This is a genomic window from uncultured Dysgonomonas sp., assembly GCF_900079725.1.
Taxonomy (GTDB): Bacteria; Bacteroidota; Bacteroidia; order Bacteroidales; family Dysgonomonadaceae; genus Dysgonomonas.
Map to the genome: position 1 here is coordinate 1,340,596 of NZ_LT599032.1, position 15,738 is coordinate 1,356,333.

Sequence of the window (15,738 nt, forward strand, 5' to 3'; positions counted from 1 at the left end):
AACCGGAGTCTGCATGATTTTCAATATACTTCTTTTTCCCGGTTTTGAAACACTCGATGTATTCGGGCCTGTGGAAATATTCGGTAAGGTTGAAGGTAGTACAATCAGATATTATTCTGAAACCGGAGGCCTTATATGCAATGCAGATAATATTAAGATCAAAACCAACCCGGTAGAATTATTAATACCGGAAGAAACGAATATACTGCTTATTCCCGGAGGAATGGGTACACGAAAGGAAATAGAAAATCCTGTCTTTATAGAGAAGATAAGGACATTAGCCATTGCTAGTCAATATACCCTTACTGTTTGCACGGGTAGTGCATTATTAGCTAAAACCGGTTTACTGGATGGCAGAAGTGCGACATCAAACAAACGTGCTTTCGAGTGGGTGGAAAGTGCTTCTTCTCAAGTAAACTGGATAAAACGGGCACGCTGGGTGAAAGACGGCAAGTATTATACCTCATCGGGTGTCAGCGCCGGAATGGATATGGCTTTAGGATTTATTCGTGATATGCTGGGGACAGAAGAAGCCCGGAAGATAGCTTTCAGAATAGAATATAATTGGCAGGAAGATGAAAGTGCCGACAACTTTTGCAATCAGTAAATTAAATGAATATAGATATACAGCCCATAAAGGAATCAGACTTTGAAGAGTTAATTACCCTCTTTCTGGAATTTGCCACCTTTGAAAAATTACCCGAAAAGATGACTAATTCCGTCGGACAGATGCTGAAAGAAAAGGATTATTTTCACGGCTTTGTTGCCAGGGATGTGGATGGCTCCATTATCGGGTATGCGACTTACTTCTTCGCTTATTATACATGGACAGGCAAATCCTTGTACATGGATGACTTATATGTCAGGCAAACATACAGAGGAAAGGGCATAGGTACACTCCTTATCAACAAAGTGATTACTTATGCAAAAGAAGAACGATGCAATGGCCTGCGCTGGCAGGTTTCGGAATGAAACCATCCGGCGATAAAGTTTTATAAGAGTCTGGGCGCAACAATTAATGAAGTGGAAAGAAATTGTGACCTATTATTTTAAGTCATAATTCGAATTCAAAATATAAATCATATAAAAAACATACTATGGAGAGATTACTGGATAAGGAAATAGTGGATAAAATATCGGCAACAGTGGGCGTAACGAGTAACTTCGACCCCGAACTGTTCCAAAAAATGAATGTAAAACGCGGCCTTCGCAACGAAGACCATACCGGTGTAGTTGTAGGACTTACCAAAGTAGGCGACGTTGTGGGATATGAACGCAGCGAAGACGGCAAGCTGACGCCTATCCCCGGCAAACTTATATACAGGGGAATCAGCCTCGAAGACATAGTCAGGGGTGCCCAGAAAGAAAACAGGCTGGGATTTGAAGAGGTAGTCTATCTTATCCTTTCGGGCAATATGCCGAACAAGGAAGAACTGAAAGAATTTTCGGAACTGATGAGTTGCATTATGGACCTGAAACCGAAAATTGTAATGCACATACTCGACCTCGTAGGAAATGATATTATGAATTATCTTTCCCGTTGTGTACTCGAATTATATACATTCGACGACAAGCCCGACGAAACCACCCCTGAGAACCTGATACGCCAATCTCTGAACCTTGTTGCCACTTTCCCGACCATCATCGCCTATGCACACAATGCATTAAGGCACAGCAATGGCAAGTCTCTCCACATCAGACATCCGCAAGCAAACCTGTCGCTTGCCGAAAACTTTCTGTATATGATGAAAGGGCACCACTATACACAATTGGATGTGAAAATTCTCGACCTTGCGCTCATGGTACATGCCGACCACGGGGGAGGTAATAATTCTACTTTTACGGTACGTGTGACCAGTTCGACAGGTACTGATACCTATTCGGCCATCGCTGCGGGTATAGGCTCTCTGAAAGGGCCTCTGCATGGAGGAGCAAACCTGAAAGTCATCGATATGATGAAAAATATTAAGACCAATGTGAAAGACTGGACAAGTGTTGAAGAAGTAGATTCCTATCTGCTGAAGATATTGAACAAAGAAGCTTATGACAAGACAGGCCTTATATATGGTATAGGGCATGCTATATATACAATATCCGACCCACGTACCATGCTGCTCAAAGAAATGGCCCGCGACCTTGCCATAGAGAAAGGACGGGAAGAAGAATATAACTTCTACAAGCTGCTGGAAGAAAGAGCTATCCTCAACTTTATGGAGAAAAAAGGTAAGAATGTCAACAAGCAGGTATGTGCCAATGTGGACTTCTATTCGGGTTTCGTATACGATATGATAGGTCTGCCTCAGGAAATATACACCCCATTGTTTGCAATGGCGCGTATAGTGGGCTGGTGTGCACACCGTATCGAAGAACTCAACTTCAAGCAAAAGCGTATTATCCGCCCTGCATACAAGAATGCCGCCGACATAAAAGAATATATACCTATTGCCGATAGAAAATGAAACAAACAGTATTAATTATTGCTGCTATATATGGAATGCTCTCGGTGATATTGGGAGCATTCGGTGCACATGCACTTAAAGACATACTCACACCTGAAAAGCTGATCAGCTTCGAAACCGGCGTGCGTTATCAGATGTACCACGCCATTGTATTGCTAGCCATAGGGCTGACACAGCCATTCGTATCACCATTAGAAAAATGGGCTGCTATCTGCATGATAGTAGGTGTGGTCTTGTTTTCATTCAGCATCTATTTTCTATCCTTTGCCGAACATTGGGGGATAAATCTGCGTTTCTTAGGGCCAATAACTCCTCTGGGAGGATTGTTTCTCATTACAGGATGGCTGTTATTGATCCTGTTTTTTATTAAAAATAAAATTTTCTGATTTTTTTCCATTTTGATGTAACCAAATTAAAAAAGGATGCGTCATACCTATAAATAATCATTTCAAAAAAGAATATTAAGATGAAAACACTATTGTACACAATCGGTATTACGCTATTAGTTTTAAGCGCCCAATCCTGTTCATTCAATTCAGTGAGAGGAAATGGAAACATAACAGAGAATGAAGTCAATATCTCAGATTATAAGGAGATAGAATTTAGTGGAGGCTCAAGCATTGTATATGAACAAAAACCTGATGCCGCGCCATATCTAAGGATAGAAACAGACGAAAACATTTTCCCTTTGTTAATTGTAGAATCCAATAACGGCATTCTTTCTATCAAAAATAAAGAAAATGTGAGTCCTACTAAATATAATATCTATACCAATTCGACAGCCTTGGCCCGGGTAAGTGCCAGCGGTTCTATTAAACTCCATATCAAAGGTAAACTGGAAACTACCGATCTAGTATTGTCTGTTTCGGGTAGTGCGAATATCCTCGGTGACAGCATTGTAGCACAAAGCGTAGTTACAAAAGTCTCCGGCTCAGGCGATATCACAATGACCGGTAAAACCACCAAGATGGAAAGCAGTATATCCGGAAGTGGAAAAACCAACACCATGAATATGATAGCCGACACTGTAACCTGTTCCGTATCAGGCAGTGGTAATTTCTCCGTATATGCCGAAAAGTTGCTGACCGTGAGAGTATCGGGTAGTGGTAACGTAGAGTACAGAGGAAATGCTCAGGTAGACCAGGCCATATCAGGCTCAGGAAAGGTTGTCAAAGTACAGTAATAATATCTCTCAAAATAAAAAGGCCGTGAAAAACAAATGATTTCACGGCCTTTTGTTTTTTTAGGAGGCTTCACATTCCTATCTGAGTCTTGATGTAATGATTCGCATCATCTTCTGTTAAAAAGTACAATAAGCCTTTAAACTCAAACGGGAACTTATCGACAGGCATCGGAAATGATCTTGACTCTCTCTTCTCCATCACGAAGTTTTCATGAGTAGTCGGTGCCTGCTGCTTCTCATCAGCATTACTTATCCGAAATACCTTTACTGACAATCTTTTGGGGTCTACTCTGTATAAAATATCCCCAACTCTTAAAGTTCCTTTTAATCTCATAGCTGCCTTCACTTTAAAAGATGAAACATAAGTGGTGTATTAATTACAAGGAATAAGGTATATAAATTGTTCACCCAAAGCGTCAATTTAACACTATATTTTAATGCAAACGTATTTATTTAAATATATTTTCACAGTTTCACCGTCCATTTAGAATAGAATATAACAGGCGTCATCGAATATTCCCAAGAGAACTTTATCTATGTATATAGCCGAAAGCTATTGGGTTCTTTGAAAGATTGATCGGCTCCCTAAATCCGCCAAGGGGACAGGGTTGTTAAGTTCTATTTTTTTATACTCTCTGTGTCATGTTGAACGGAGTGAAACATCTCGTTTCTCAGGGTCGAGATCCTTCGTTCCACTCAGGATGACAGCAGGAAATAACAGAACAAAGTAGAGAACTTAACAGCCCTGCCCAAGGGGGGGGACTTACAATGAGGGCAAAAAAGAATAAGTAGAAAAAGTGTAACCTTTGTTACCTTTTGAAAAAGGGTACAAGTAGACGAGGTACAAGATCTGAGTTGTTGACTGTAAAAGGTGTAACCTTTGTTACTTTTTACAAGTCGTAAGTTATATGAGATACGAGTAGACAAGATACAAGTTGTTAGCTGTTCACTGACGAGAAGCCTCGCTTTACCCTGCAAGACAAGCTAATTATTAATTTTTCATTATTAATTATTTTCAGTGTTATTTTTGTTACCTTTTGACAAGTAATAAGTATTGAGCAATAAGTATAAAGGAGTCCTAATCATTGACTGTTTACTGCTAACTGTTTACTGTCTACTATAAACGATGTTAGCTTTATTACCTTTTTGGGACAGAAAAAGTAACAATAAAAAATGCAGCAAAAGTGTCAACTTTGTCAGGTTTTTGAAAAAGTAACCAGAGAAAGCATTATTAATCATTCATCTTTAACTTTTAATTGTTTCCGTTACTTTTCTTACCTTTTTAAGAAAAGGAATCAGAACTAAAAAGAATAAATACAGCTGAAAAGCATGGATTTTTATCATTCAATAACAACAAACTTCCCGAAAAAAAATGATACTTTAATGTTAAAAAACAAACATTTAGAAAACGAAAAACACATATTGCACACTTTCTGTCATACTGTGCAAAAACAAAGTTTTTTTACAATTTTAATTTCGTTGTCTTATAATTTAATAGTACCTTTGCGCGGAACTAAATAATAACTTTTTATTCAGATAAAATCATGGATATTTCACACATTGAACATTTAGGTATTGCTGTAAAAAGCATCGAAGAACAACTACCTTATTACGAGGGTGTTTTAGGTCTAAAATGTTATAACATTGAAGTTGTAGAAGACCAAAAAGTAAAAACTGCATTCTTCAAAGTGGGACAAACGAAAATTGAGCTTCTGGAGCCAACTAGCCCTGATAGCACAATTGCTAAATTCATTGAGAAAAAAGGAGAAGGCATCCACCATATCGCATTCAGCGTAGCAGACGGAGTAGCTAACGCTCTTTCCGAAATGGAATCGAAAGGTGTACAGTTGATAGACAAAGCTCCTCGCGGTGGTGCAGAAGGCTTGAGTATAGCTTTCTTACACCCGAAATCAACAGGAAGTGTCCTCACCGAACTATGTGAACATCCAACCAAATAAAGTAAGAATGACTTTACTCACCAGATGATGATGTAAAGTCATTTTTATGTTGAACAGATTAATTTATTAGAATCTAAAATATTAAAACATGAGCCAACTTGAAAAGGTAAAAGAGCTAATGGAACTTCGTGCTAAAGCCCGTCTGGGTGGAGGTCAAAAAAGAATCGACTCTCAGCACGATAAAGGCAAATACACAGCACGCGAACGTATAGCTATCCTCCTTGACGAAGGTAGTTTCGAAGAATTCGACATGTTCGTAGAACACCGCAGTACAAACTTCGGAATGGACAAACAAAAATTCCTGGGAGACGGTGTTGTTACAGGTTGCGGTACTATCGACGGCCGTTTGGTTTATATTTTTGCACAGGACTTCACTGTAATCGGTGGTTCATTGTCAGAAACTATGGCTTTGAAAATCTGCAAAGTAATGGATATGGCGATGAAAGTAGGTGCCCCTGTAATCGGAATCAACGACTCGGGTGGCGCACGTATTCAAGAAGGTGTTAACGCTTTAGCGGGTTATGCTGAAATATTCCAACGTAACATCTTAGCATCCGGTGTTATCCCTCAGATTTCAGGTATCTTCGGACCTTGTGCCGGTGGTGCTGTATACTCTCCGGCTCTTACCGACTTTACGCTGATGACAGAAGGTACTTCTTATATGTTCCTTACCGGACCTAAAGTGGTAAAAACTGTTACAGGTGAAGACGTAACTCAGGAAGAACTTGGAGGTGCAAGCGTACATACAACAAAATCGGGTGTTGCTCATTTCTCTGTAGCAAACGAAGACGATGGTCTTGCACTTATCCGTCATCTATATAGCTTCCTTCCTCAAAACAATATGGAAGAAGCTCCTCGCAGAGAATGTACCGACCCGATTGCCAGAATGGAAGATTCATTGAATGAAATCATTCCTGACAACCCGAACAAGCCTTACGATATGTTCGAGGTTATCGGTGCGGTAGTAGACAATGGAGAATTCCTTGAAGTACATGGTAATTATGCTAAAAACATCATTATTGGTTTTGCCCGTATGAACGGACAATCGGTAGGTGTGGTAGCAAACCAACCTAAATATCTGGCTGGAGTGCTTGACATTAATGCATCACGCAAAGCTGCTCGTTTCGTGCGTTTCTGCGATGCTTTCAACATTCCGTTGGTAACATTGGTAGACGTTCCGGGATTCCTTCCGGGAACAGGACAGGAATACGGCGGCGTAATCACTCACGGAGCAAAACTGCTCTATGCTTACGGTGAAGCTACTGTACCTAAGGTAACTGTGACTCTTCGTAAATCTTATGGTGGCTCTCACATTGTGATGAGCTGTAAACAACTTCGCGGAGACATCAACTATGCATGGCCAACTGCCGAAATCGCAGTAATGGGTGCTGATGGTGCTGCTGAAGTATTGTATGCTAAAGATATCAAAGAGGCTGAAAACCCTGCTGAAGCACTTGCCGCGAAGAAAGCTGAATACAATAAACTATTCTGCAATCCTTTCAATGCTGCACGTTATGGATATATCGACGATGTTATCGAACCACGCAACACTCGTTTCCGTGTGATCCGTGCTTTGGAGCAGTTGAGAACCAAAAAGCAAGTTAATCCTGCTAAAAAGCATGATAACCTGCCTCTGTAATCCTTCAAAATAATATAACAATGAGCGATCAGAATATATCAAAAGAAGTATTGGCGGCGATAGCACTGGCTATATATGACACACAGCATCAGCATGATATAGAAAGCAATGTGCTTACTATAAAACATGTATCGAAAGATTATTTGCCTTGGGCCGACAAAAGGGAGGCTATGCTTCAAATGCCAATAAGAAAATAAAATTCGGAAAACATCATGAAACAATTCATATACAGAATCAACGGCCAGGAATATATCGTAGCCGTAAACAAAATGGAGGGTGACCTTGCAGAAGTAGCTGTAAACGGAACTAACTACAAGGTAGAGTTGGTAAACAGCGACGAGGATGTAAACTTTGTTGCCCGTCCTGCTGCGAAAGCGGTACCAGCGCCAGCAGCAGCGCCAAAAGCAACAGCAGCTGCCCCAAGTGCAAACAAGCCTGCCGGAGGCGGTGCAGGTACAGTGAAATCACCACTACCGGGTATCGTTATCGGAGTTCAGGTAAATGTGGGCGATGAAGTGAAAAAAGGCCAGACAGTAGCTATGCTTGAAGCCATGAAAATGGAAAATGCTATACAGGCACCAGTAGATGGTAAAGTAACTGAAATATATGTCAACGCAGGTGACTCTGTGCTTGAAGGCGTAGCCTTATTGGCAATAGGATAAAGAAAAATATCCCCAAATATGTAAAGAACACTGTATAATTTTATCTATACAGTGTTCTTGCTTTATGACCGGTCTCTATCCTGTAAAAGTAAGACTTGCTCTTTGACATCAATATTCATATGTTTGAGGAAAATATCCTGTAACAATGCAAGTTCTTTTTTATAAATTGTTTTTTTCCTCTGGGCAAAATACAGCGTATTTTCTATTGGAGTGAAACCTTCCCACACAAGTTGGATATTTCCTTCTTCCAACTGCTTACGGCATAAAAAATCCGGAATAACAGCAAAACCTTCCTTACCCGATATGCAACGTATAATCGAACTCATATTAGGTACAATATAGTTTGGCTTAAAATCGGGCCTTTTCTTGAAATTATGCAACCAAAAATTGCGGAGATGTTCCATATCGCCTGTTGTTCCAAACCAGGCCTGTTTATTCAGCCAGTCTTCAGCAGTTTTGGTATTACGGGTATTCACTGCCTCTGAGAATCCCGATACATCGCTCTTACTTCCGGCTATCAGTATCAGCCGCTCTTTGGAAAAAGGGGTGTACTGGATATTAAAGGTTTCATCTTTTTGCGGCGAAATCACAAAATCGAGCAGGCCTTTATCCAGATCATTCAGCATATCCTGATACACTCCAAACTTTGTAATAAGATTGAAAGGCAGTTTACTGATAAAAGGCTCGAGCACATACTGAAATGTTTCGAAACACATACCGATACTTACACTCGGCCTACCAGAATCTGCATTCCTGTAAAAATGCCCTTCGGCTTCCTCCAGTTTCTTCACGGCATCCACAATGGAATTATAGAGCATATTTCCGTATTCTGTCGGCAACATCTTACGTGTCCCCCTGTCGAATAGCTTATTTCCAATATGTGCTTCCAATGAATTCAGATGAAGACTGACTCCTGGCTGCGATATATAGAGCTTGTTGGCAGCCGAGGTTAATGAACCGGTTTCATATATTGCTTTAAATGTTCTGAACCATTCCAGATTTACCATAATATTTATTCATCATAATTATGATACAAATATATAATTTATATTATTTTATTTATCGATAAAAAGGTTATAATTTTGTAGCAGAAAATTAAAAATGAAAAATAATTATGAAAAAAATATTTGTAATAAATGGAGCGCCAAAGTTTGCTCATTCGGGTGGAGAATTTAACAAAACACTAACAGAGTGGACAGTAGATTACTTCAAAAATAATAAAGGTTATGAAGTAAAGACCACAGATATCAATGACAGTTATAAACCTGAAGAAGAGGTAGAAAAGTTTGTATGGGCAGATGTAATTATCTACCATACACCTATATGGTGGTTTCAGTTGCCTAACGATTTGAAAAAGTATATAGACGAGGTTTTTACCGCAGGTCACCAGAACGGTATCTATTTCAGTGACGGCAGGCGCTCTGCCAACCCTACGCGCAACTATGGCACAGGCGGGCTGTTACAGGGACGGAAATATATGCTGACAACAACATGGAATGCTCCGGTTGAAGCATTTACCCTGGAGGATGAGTTCTTTAAACAACATAGCGTAGATAAAGGGGTGATGTTCGGCTACCACAGGATGAATGCATTCGTAGGCTTAAATCCTCTTGATAGTTTTCATTTCTATGATGTAATGAAGAATCCAAATATCGAGCAGTCGGAAAAGAACTACCGTGCACATCTGGAAAAAGTATCCAAAGAGCTATAAAATAGATCATTAAGAAGAATAAAGGCTCAGAATAATTTATCATCTGAGCCTTTATTGTTTCTATATTTTCATTTTAGCGGGTAAATACTCTGTACTCCCATGCTTTTAGAGTATTAGGTAATTTATCCACTTTCTTTCCTGTGAAATAGTCTACATAATTGTCCCTGTTCAAAGCGTCGTTACTCTGATAAGTAACGTTCTTAGCAGACAGGTTCAGCATTACCATTATCTCTTTTCCTGCCGCTTCACGCGAATAAATCAAAATATCTTTGCTCGCCGAAGAGGTATAAAACCTGAGCTTACCACCTATCTCGCCTGCACGCAATGCCGGATGAGTATGTTTAAGTTCGTTCAGCTTTTTATAGAACGCAGTGGTTGCATTGGCTGTCCACGACGGCACCATATCTTTCTCGAAGAAAGAAAGGCGCTTCTTCAAACCGACTTCCTGCCCTGTATAAATCATTGGCATGCCATTCAGGGTATAAGTGAGCACGGCAAAAGTTTCCACTCCTTTTCCATAACGTTCAAACTCGGTACCATTCCATGAATTCTCGTCATGGTTAGTAAGAAAGTTCATTTTATAACCATCAGGACACATAAGAGTATCCAGTTTCTGAACGTATGCCTGAATATCTTCTGCGGTTTTGGTTCCTTTATTCACATCAGCCATCATATGCATCAGTTCCCATGAATAATTCGCATCGAAAGCATGTTCCAGTAAGTCATAGTTTTCAGATTCGGCCAGCATAAATACAGGTTTGATACTATCTAATGCAGGGCGAACATCGTTCCAGAAATCAGTAGGTACTTCATGCGCCATATCGCAACGATAACCGTCGATATTGAAATCTGTCACCCAATATTTCAACGCATCCGTCATAGCCGTACGCATATCCTTATTATCGTAATTCAACTCGTAAGTATCCGTCCAGTCATATGGACTTTTTGGATTTCCGGTCTCATCCTTTACATACCAGTCGGGATGGTCAGAGAGCCATACATTATCACAACCTGTATGGTTGGCCACCCAGTCCAGTATCACCTTAAATCCGGCTTCGTGCGCTTTATCGACAAGCCGCTTGAAGTCCTCTTTTGTTCCGTACTCAGGATTTATTCCTTTATAGTCCTTTACTGCATAGTAACTACCCAGAGTACCTTTACGGTTCTTCTCGGATATCGGATGTATGGGCATAAACCAAAGCACATCCACACCAAGTTCTTTTAGCCGTGGCAGATGTTGCTCGAATGCAGCAAATGTGCCTTCTTTGGTATATTGTCTTACATTCACTTCGTAAATAACGGCATTGCGCGTCCAATCGGGATGTTGTACAGTACACTTTTCCTGTGGTTCATAAATTGCTGTCTGTGGCTTTTGTTTACATGAATAACTCATAAGGGTTATTAAAGCGACCACAAATAATAGTTTATTTCTCATAAATTATATTTTAAATGAATATTACATTATATTCTCCGGTTGTACTTCTGCATTCTTATCCTGCACAAATGCGACAGAGATTGCAGCCAGTAGCATGGATATACCAGCTACTACCAGCATAGAGACAGAACTTCCTCCCACAACATATTTCAATATCAACCCACCTGTTATACCCGCTACAATTTGCGGAATAGTTATAGTTGCATTGAATATTCCCATATATACACCCATTTTACTGGCAGGAAGCGCAGCCGACAGGATGGCATAAGGCATTGCCAATATAGCCGCCCAGGCAATCCCCACACCAAGCATAGATACCAGCAGCATATATTTATCGTCGAAAATATACATCGAAGCCAGCCCTAACGCTCCCATAAGCAAAGCGAACGAATACACTTTCTTACGCCCCAGCTTATCGGCTATCCGAGCCATAAATATAGAAAATACTACTGCAAAGATACCGTATACCCCGCTCAGTACACCATTCCAGTTGCCGGCATCATTATAAGCCTGAGACAAAGGATCTGTCGTATGCCACACATTTTCGGCTATTCCTCCAATGGAATATACCCACATCAGGAACAGGGCAAACCAGGAGAAGAACTGCACAACAGCCAATTGAAGCATTGTCTTAGGTGTGCTTTTAAGAATCTCAATAAAAGACCGCTTCTGCTTTTCTTCCTCAGTGATATTATTGTATTCTTCGTATTCTTTCGGAGGATATTCCTTAACCCTGAAGCTTGTCCATAAAACTGTCAGCAATAGAGCCGTCCCCCCTATATAGAATGACCAGATTACCGATGGTGCTACTTTTTCTCCTATGGCAGGTATATTTTGTATACCAATCCATGTAAGGATAAAAGGCAGGAAAGAGCCTACAACCGCACCTACATTTGTCAGGAAACTCTGAGTAGAATAACCCAGATTCCGCTGTTTGTCATTTACCATATCACCTACCAGAGAACGGAAAGGCTGCATAGAAACATTAAAAGCACAATCCATGAACAATAACATAAATGCTCCGAAAAATACAGGAGGCATAATAGCTGCAACGAATTCCGAATTAGGCATAAAAAACATAGCTATTGCCGAAACTATTGCTCCTCCGAGGATAAACGGAATACGCCGTCCCAATTTCGTCCATGTGCGGTCACTCGACATCCCTATTATCGGTTGCACAATCAAGCCTGCTATCGGAGCCGCAAGCCAGAATAAGGGTAAGTGATGAGGATCGGCTCCCAAGGCTGACAATATACGGCTCGTCTGCGAACTCTGTAATGAATATCCTATTTGTATGCCTAAAAATCCGAAGCTGAGGTTCCAGATCTGCCAAAAGGTAAGTGTTGGTTTTTGTTTCATGGTATATTTTAGTATGTATTAATCAATCTCCTCCTTCGGCAGGCAATTCCCGTGTGGTTTGCCTTGCTATCAGAGAGGTCTTTATCAGTCTGTTTTTTCGCGATATATTTTCCGGGTTTTCTATTTTCTCCAGCATAAGCTGCATCGCTTCCTCCCCTACTTTTTTAGGATGTTGATCCATAGTAGTAAGCATAGGATCGGTATCCTGCGATATATTGGAATTGGAAAAGCCAAAGATAGAAACCTCTTCCGGCACTTTCAATCCGAGCTTTTTTGTAGCCAGCAATATACCCGAAGCCGTATAATCGTTCATCGCCATAAATGCATCCGGTCTATTCGGTTCCTGTAATATCGCCATTGCTCTCTCATAACCGAGCTGCTTGGTATCAGCTATACGCATCAGATTTTCATCTATCGGCAGATGGTATTTGCGCAATGCATCCAGATAGCCATTCTTCCTGTTCTTGGATATTTCGAGGTGCAACGGGGCCGAGAAAAAGGCTATACGCTTACAGCCTGTCTTTATCATATATTCCACTGCGGTAAATGTTCCCGAATAATCATCTACTACAACCTTATCCGAATCAATTCCCGTACAAATACGATCAAAAAAGATGACCGGGATATCATTATCTATCAATTCCTGAAAATGATCGTATTTCGTAGTCATTTTCGATTGTGAAATCAACACTCCACATACACGGGCCTTGATAAGAGTCTGTACATTCCGTATTTCTTTCAGATAATCTTCCGACGACTGACACACAATCACATGGTAATCCTTCTCCTCAGCAATAGTTTCCATACCGGATAATACCCCGGAAAAGAAATGGTTTGCCAGCTCAGGAACGATAACCCCGATAATATTGGTATGTTGTGTTCTCAGACTCAAAGCCAACGCATTTGGCTTGTATTTATACTTTTTAGCATAATCCTGCACCAATTTCCTGGTTTCGATACTTATATCAGGATTATCTTTCAAAGCCCTCGACACTGTCGAGGGCGATATATTCAAATCTTTAGCAATATCTTTAATTGTTAACGGCCCTTTTTTCATGGTCTCCAAATTTTGAATTTACTTTGTATAAAAGTAATCAAAATTCTAATACCAAGACACTTCGAGGCGGCAATGTTAAAGACCCGCTACTTAAGTTTACAATATTTTCACTTATAGCATCCTTTGCCTGACTCTTCGGCAACACTTCTTTATATGGTGAAAGGTCTATTGTTTTTTCACTATCCGATCCTGACAGGAATACAACAACGGACTTATCATTATACTTACGCTCATAAACATAAACACTATTATTTGTCACAAAATGCTTTAGAGTTCCTTTTGATATGGCTTCATTTCCTTTTCTCCATTGCAACAATTTGCGGAGGTAATTGAAAGCCTCATTCTGCTGTGAAGTTCTGTTAGCCGAAACGAACATATCTGTCTTGTCTCCTTGCCATCCCCCAGGAAAATCGCGACGCAAATAACCGTCTCCCTCTCCCTTATCGGCAGCCATCAATATTTCAGTACCGTAATATATTTGCGGGATACCACGAGTAGTCAACAGAAATGCAAGAGCCTGTTTGTAACGGTTCAGATTCGAAGTTTGTTCTTCCGTTTTGTAAAAACGCGATGTATCATGGTTATCAAGGAAAATGAGCAATTCCATAGGATCGGCATAAACTACATCCTGAGCCAGATATTCATGTATGCGCGACAGACCTTGCCCCCAGTCTGTGGTTTCCTGATCGAATGCACTATTCATTATATCTGTAAGGGGGAAATCCATCACCGAACGCAGGTACGAATTCTTCGGATAAGCCAGCTTGCTGTCTTTCTGCCAATAAGCTACTCCTACATTGGTATTGAGCCATGTTTCACCTACAATATTAAAATCGGGATATTCCTCTGTAACTTCCCGGCACCAGTCAGACATCATGTCATAATCGGCATACGGGTGCGTATCCTGGCGAATGCCATCGATACCGGCATATTCTATCCACCAGATACTATTCTGGATAAGGTATTTGGCCACATGCGGATTTCGTTGGTTCAAATCTGGCATAGACTCTACAAACCAACCATCTGCAGATCTCTTAAAATCGTATGCTGACACGTGCGGGTCGAACTGAGTAACTGTCTTATATGAGGTTTGCACATATCCGTCAGGGTAATTGAACCAGTCTTTAGATGGCCTGTCCTTAAAGAAGAAATGTTCACTACCACAGTGGTTGAATATCATATCCATCACCACCTTCATCCCTTTACTATGAACCTTATCTACTAAGTCTGCAAACTCTTGATTGGAACCGAAACGACGGTCTACTTTATAATAATCTGTAGTTGCATATCCGTGATATGAACCCTCCGGCATATCATTCTCCATCACCGGATTGAACCAGATGGCAGTTACACCGAGATCGTGTATATAATCCACACGGTCGCTTACTCCTTTAAAATCTCCACCATGACGGGCATATTGTCCGTTACGGTCTATTTTAGCTTCGCGCATCCCTGCAATCACATCATTCGATGTATCTCCGTTTGCAAAACGGTCGGGCATAATCAGATAAAGCACATCCGAAGCATTGAAGCCTTCGCGGTCAGCAGAACCTGCCTTCCGTTCTTTTACTTCATATGGAATTATTTTTTTTTCTTTACCCTGCTGTAACACAATATCGAACTTCTCCGGTTGAGATTCAGATAAGTCGAAATATAAGATAAGATAATTAGGACTCTCTAACTTTACAGTTTCTTTCAGTCTTACCGATTTTGAAGTAATACTTACGTCCGATTTAGCCACACCTTCCCCGTGTATCAATACCTGCAATTCAGGATTTTTCATCCCCGACCACCAAAAAGCAGGATCTACTGTTTTTATATCGATTGAAAAAACCGATAAACTCAGAAAAACAAGTAATAATACTAAATAGATTTTCTTCATGTACTATATAATTTATATTTGATTTACATCGATTTTGCGACTCTTTTATTTTTCGGTTAACAACTCGTAACTAAAAAAAGTAACAGCCTTTTTAGCCTTTGTACCCTCTGTGATTTCTTTCGTGTACTTAGAGGTTAAAGCTCTTTACCACAAGGAACACAAAGGTTTACACAAAGAACACTATACAAAAGGTAACAAAAGTAACACATATACCAGTTATCAGTGAACAGTCAACAACTTCTATCTCGTTTCTTGTCTACTCCTATCTCATATAACTTACGACTTGTAAAAAGTAACAAAGGTTACACCTTTTACAGTCACCAACTCGTATCTTGTGCCTCGTCTACTTGTACCCTTTTTCAAAAGGTAACAAAAGTTACACCTTTTACATAT

Annotated in this window: 16 protein-coding genes; 10 read left to right on the forward strand and 6 right to left on the reverse strand. The window is 40.3% G+C overall.

Going from position 1 to position 15,738, the window contains the following annotated elements; genetic code table 11:
* Positions 1 to 13 precede the first annotated feature (13 nt).
* From QZL88_RS05845 to QZL88_RS05865, 5 genes are all read left to right on the forward strand, one after another.
* Complete coding sequence (locus QZL88_RS05845) at positions 14 to 607, forward strand: DJ-1/PfpI family protein (protein ID WP_296939096.1); 594 nt, start codon at positions 14 to 16, stop codon at positions 605 to 607.
* 5 nt (positions 608 to 612) lie between these two features.
* On the forward strand, positions 613 to 972 hold the full coding sequence (locus QZL88_RS05850; RefSeq protein ID WP_296939097.1) for a GNAT family N-acetyltransferase: 360 nt from the start codon (positions 613 to 615) through the stop codon (positions 970 to 972).
* A gap of 125 nt (positions 973 to 1,097) precedes the next feature.
* Positions 1,098 to 2,459, forward strand: a complete 1,362-nt coding sequence (locus tag QZL88_RS05855) for a citrate synthase (protein ID WP_296939098.1) — start codon at positions 1,098 to 1,100, stop codon at positions 2,457 to 2,459.
* On the forward strand, positions 2,456 to 2,845 hold the full coding sequence (locus QZL88_RS05860; RefSeq protein WP_296939099.1) for a DUF423 domain-containing protein: 390 nt from the start codon (positions 2,456 to 2,458) through the stop codon (positions 2,843 to 2,845). Before QZL88_RS05855 ends, QZL88_RS05860 begins: the two co-directional genes overlap by 4 nt.
* A gap of 80 nt (positions 2,846 to 2,925) precedes the next feature.
* Positions 2,926 to 3,642: a head GIN domain-containing protein gene (locus tag QZL88_RS05865; RefSeq protein WP_296939100.1), complete on the forward strand. Its 717-nt coding sequence runs from the start codon at positions 2,926 to 2,928 to the stop codon at positions 3,640 to 3,642.
* A gap of 70 nt (positions 3,643 to 3,712) precedes the next feature.
* On the opposite strand, the gene QZL88_RS05870 is transcribed toward QZL88_RS05865, so the two are convergent.
* On the reverse strand, positions 3,713 to 3,976 hold the full coding sequence (locus QZL88_RS05870) for a hypothetical protein (RefSeq protein ID WP_296939102.1): 264 nt from the start codon (positions 3,974 to 3,976) through the stop codon (positions 3,713 to 3,715).
* A gap of 1,210 nt (positions 3,977 to 5,186) precedes the next feature.
* Between QZL88_RS05870 and mce the strand changes: the two genes are divergently transcribed.
* The 4 genes from mce to QZL88_RS05890 all read left to right on the forward strand — a co-directional run bounded on the left by mce (position 5,187) and on the right by QZL88_RS05890 (position 7,901).
* On the forward strand, positions 5,187 to 5,600 hold the full coding sequence (gene mce / locus QZL88_RS05875; RefSeq protein WP_296939103.1) for a methylmalonyl-CoA epimerase: 414 nt from the start codon (positions 5,187 to 5,189) through the stop codon (positions 5,598 to 5,600).
* Between the two features lie 88 nt (positions 5,601 to 5,688).
* Positions 5,689 to 7,239: an acyl-CoA carboxylase subunit beta gene (locus tag QZL88_RS05880; protein WP_296939105.1), complete on the forward strand. Its 1,551-nt coding sequence runs from the start codon at positions 5,689 to 5,691 to the stop codon at positions 7,237 to 7,239.
* Positions 7,240 to 7,259: 20 nt separating this feature from the next.
* Positions 7,260 to 7,436, forward strand: a complete 177-nt coding sequence (locus tag QZL88_RS05885; RefSeq protein ID WP_296939106.1) for a hypothetical protein — start codon at positions 7,260 to 7,262, stop codon at positions 7,434 to 7,436.
* A 15-nt stretch (positions 7,437 to 7,451) separates the two neighbouring features.
* Positions 7,452 to 7,901: a biotin/lipoyl-containing protein gene (locus tag QZL88_RS05890; protein ID WP_296939107.1), complete on the forward strand. Its 450-nt coding sequence runs from the start codon at positions 7,452 to 7,454 to the stop codon at positions 7,899 to 7,901.
* 62 nt (positions 7,902 to 7,963) lie between these two features.
* Here the strand turns inward: QZL88_RS05890 and QZL88_RS05895 are convergent, their stop codons facing one another.
* On the reverse strand, positions 7,964 to 8,908 hold the full coding sequence (locus QZL88_RS05895; RefSeq protein WP_296939108.1) for a LysR family transcriptional regulator: 945 nt from the start codon (positions 8,906 to 8,908) through the stop codon (positions 7,964 to 7,966).
* 107 nt (positions 8,909 to 9,015) lie between these two features.
* Here QZL88_RS05895 and QZL88_RS05900 point away from each other — a divergent pair, with 107 nt between their 5' ends.
* Positions 9,016 to 9,612, forward strand: coding sequence for an NAD(P)H-dependent oxidoreductase (locus tag QZL88_RS05900; RefSeq protein ID WP_296939109.1), 597 nt, complete (start codon positions 9,016 to 9,018; stop codon positions 9,610 to 9,612).
* Positions 9,613 to 9,685: 73 nt separating this feature from the next.
* Here QZL88_RS05900 and QZL88_RS05905 read toward each other — a convergent pair whose 3' ends face one another.
* The 4 genes from QZL88_RS05905 to QZL88_RS05920 are packed head-to-tail and all read right to left on the reverse strand — an operon-like array spanning position 9,686 to position 15,345.
* On the reverse strand, positions 9,686 to 11,047 hold the full coding sequence (locus tag QZL88_RS05905; RefSeq protein ID WP_296939110.1) for an alpha-amylase family glycosyl hydrolase: 1,362 nt from the start codon (positions 11,045 to 11,047) through the stop codon (positions 9,686 to 9,688).
* 21 nt (positions 11,048 to 11,068) lie between these two features.
* Positions 11,069 to 12,406 (reverse strand): SLC45 family MFS transporter, encoded by a 1,338-nt coding sequence (locus tag QZL88_RS05910; protein WP_296939111.1) that lies wholly within the window; start codon positions 12,404 to 12,406, stop codon positions 11,069 to 11,071.
* 22 nt (positions 12,407 to 12,428) lie between these two features.
* The gene (locus QZL88_RS05915; protein ID WP_296939112.1) at positions 12,429 to 13,463 is read right to left on the reverse strand and encodes a LacI family DNA-binding transcriptional regulator; all 1,035 of its coding nucleotides are present in this window, start codon (positions 13,461 to 13,463) and stop codon (positions 12,429 to 12,431) included.
* Positions 13,464 to 13,500: 37 nt separating this feature from the next.
* Positions 13,501 to 15,345 (reverse strand): glycoside hydrolase family 13 protein, encoded by a 1,845-nt coding sequence (locus QZL88_RS05920; RefSeq protein ID WP_296939113.1) that lies wholly within the window; start codon positions 15,343 to 15,345, stop codon positions 13,501 to 13,503.
* Between the last annotated feature and the right edge of the window lie 393 nt (positions 15,346 to 15,738).

Bases quoted from the DNA above. Each gene is read 5' to 3' on its own strand.
- QZL88_RS05920 (WP_296939113.1), bottom strand. From the start codon at position 15,345: ATGAAGAAAATCTATTTAGTATTATTACTTGTTTTTCTGAGTTTATCG.
- QZL88_RS05845 (WP_296939096.1), top strand. From the start codon at position 14: ATGATTTTCAATATACTTCTTTTTCCCGGTTTTGAAACACTCGATGTA.
- QZL88_RS05865 (WP_296939100.1), top strand. From the start codon at position 2,926: ATGAAAACACTATTGTACACAATCGGTATTACGCTATTAGTTTTAAGC.
- QZL88_RS05895 (WP_296939108.1), bottom strand. From the start codon at position 8,908: ATGGTAAATCTGGAATGGTTCAGAACATTTAAAGCAATATATGAAACC.
- QZL88_RS05910 (WP_296939111.1), bottom strand. From the start codon at position 12,406: ATGAAACAAAAACCAACACTTACCTTTTGGCAGATCTGGAACCTCAGC.
- QZL88_RS05900 (WP_296939109.1), top strand. From the start codon at position 9,016: ATGAAAAAAATATTTGTAATAAATGGAGCGCCAAAGTTTGCTCATTCG.
- QZL88_RS05890 (WP_296939107.1), top strand. From the start codon at position 7,452: ATGAAACAATTCATATACAGAATCAACGGCCAGGAATATATCGTAGCC.
- QZL88_RS05915 (WP_296939112.1), bottom strand. From the start codon at position 13,463: ATGAAAAAAGGGCCGTTAACAATTAAAGATATTGCTAAAGATTTGAAT.
- QZL88_RS05905 (WP_296939110.1), bottom strand. From the start codon at position 11,047: ATGAGAAATAAACTATTATTTGTGGTCGCTTTAATAACCCTTATGAGT.
- QZL88_RS05880 (WP_296939105.1), top strand. From the start codon at position 5,689: ATGAGCCAACTTGAAAAGGTAAAAGAGCTAATGGAACTTCGTGCTAAA.
- QZL88_RS05870 (WP_296939102.1), bottom strand. From the start codon at position 3,976: ATGAGATTAAAAGGAACTTTAAGAGTTGGGGATATTTTATACAGAGTA.
- QZL88_RS05860 (WP_296939099.1), top strand. From the start codon at position 2,456: ATGAAACAAACAGTATTAATTATTGCTGCTATATATGGAATGCTCTCG.
- mce (WP_296939103.1), top strand. From the start codon at position 5,187: ATGGATATTTCACACATTGAACATTTAGGTATTGCTGTAAAAAGCATC.
- QZL88_RS05885 (WP_296939106.1), top strand. From the start codon at position 7,260: ATGAGCGATCAGAATATATCAAAAGAAGTATTGGCGGCGATAGCACTG.
- QZL88_RS05850 (WP_296939097.1), top strand. From the start codon at position 613: ATGAATATAGATATACAGCCCATAAAGGAATCAGACTTTGAAGAGTTA.
- QZL88_RS05855 (WP_296939098.1), top strand. From the start codon at position 1,098: ATGGAGAGATTACTGGATAAGGAAATAGTGGATAAAATATCGGCAACA.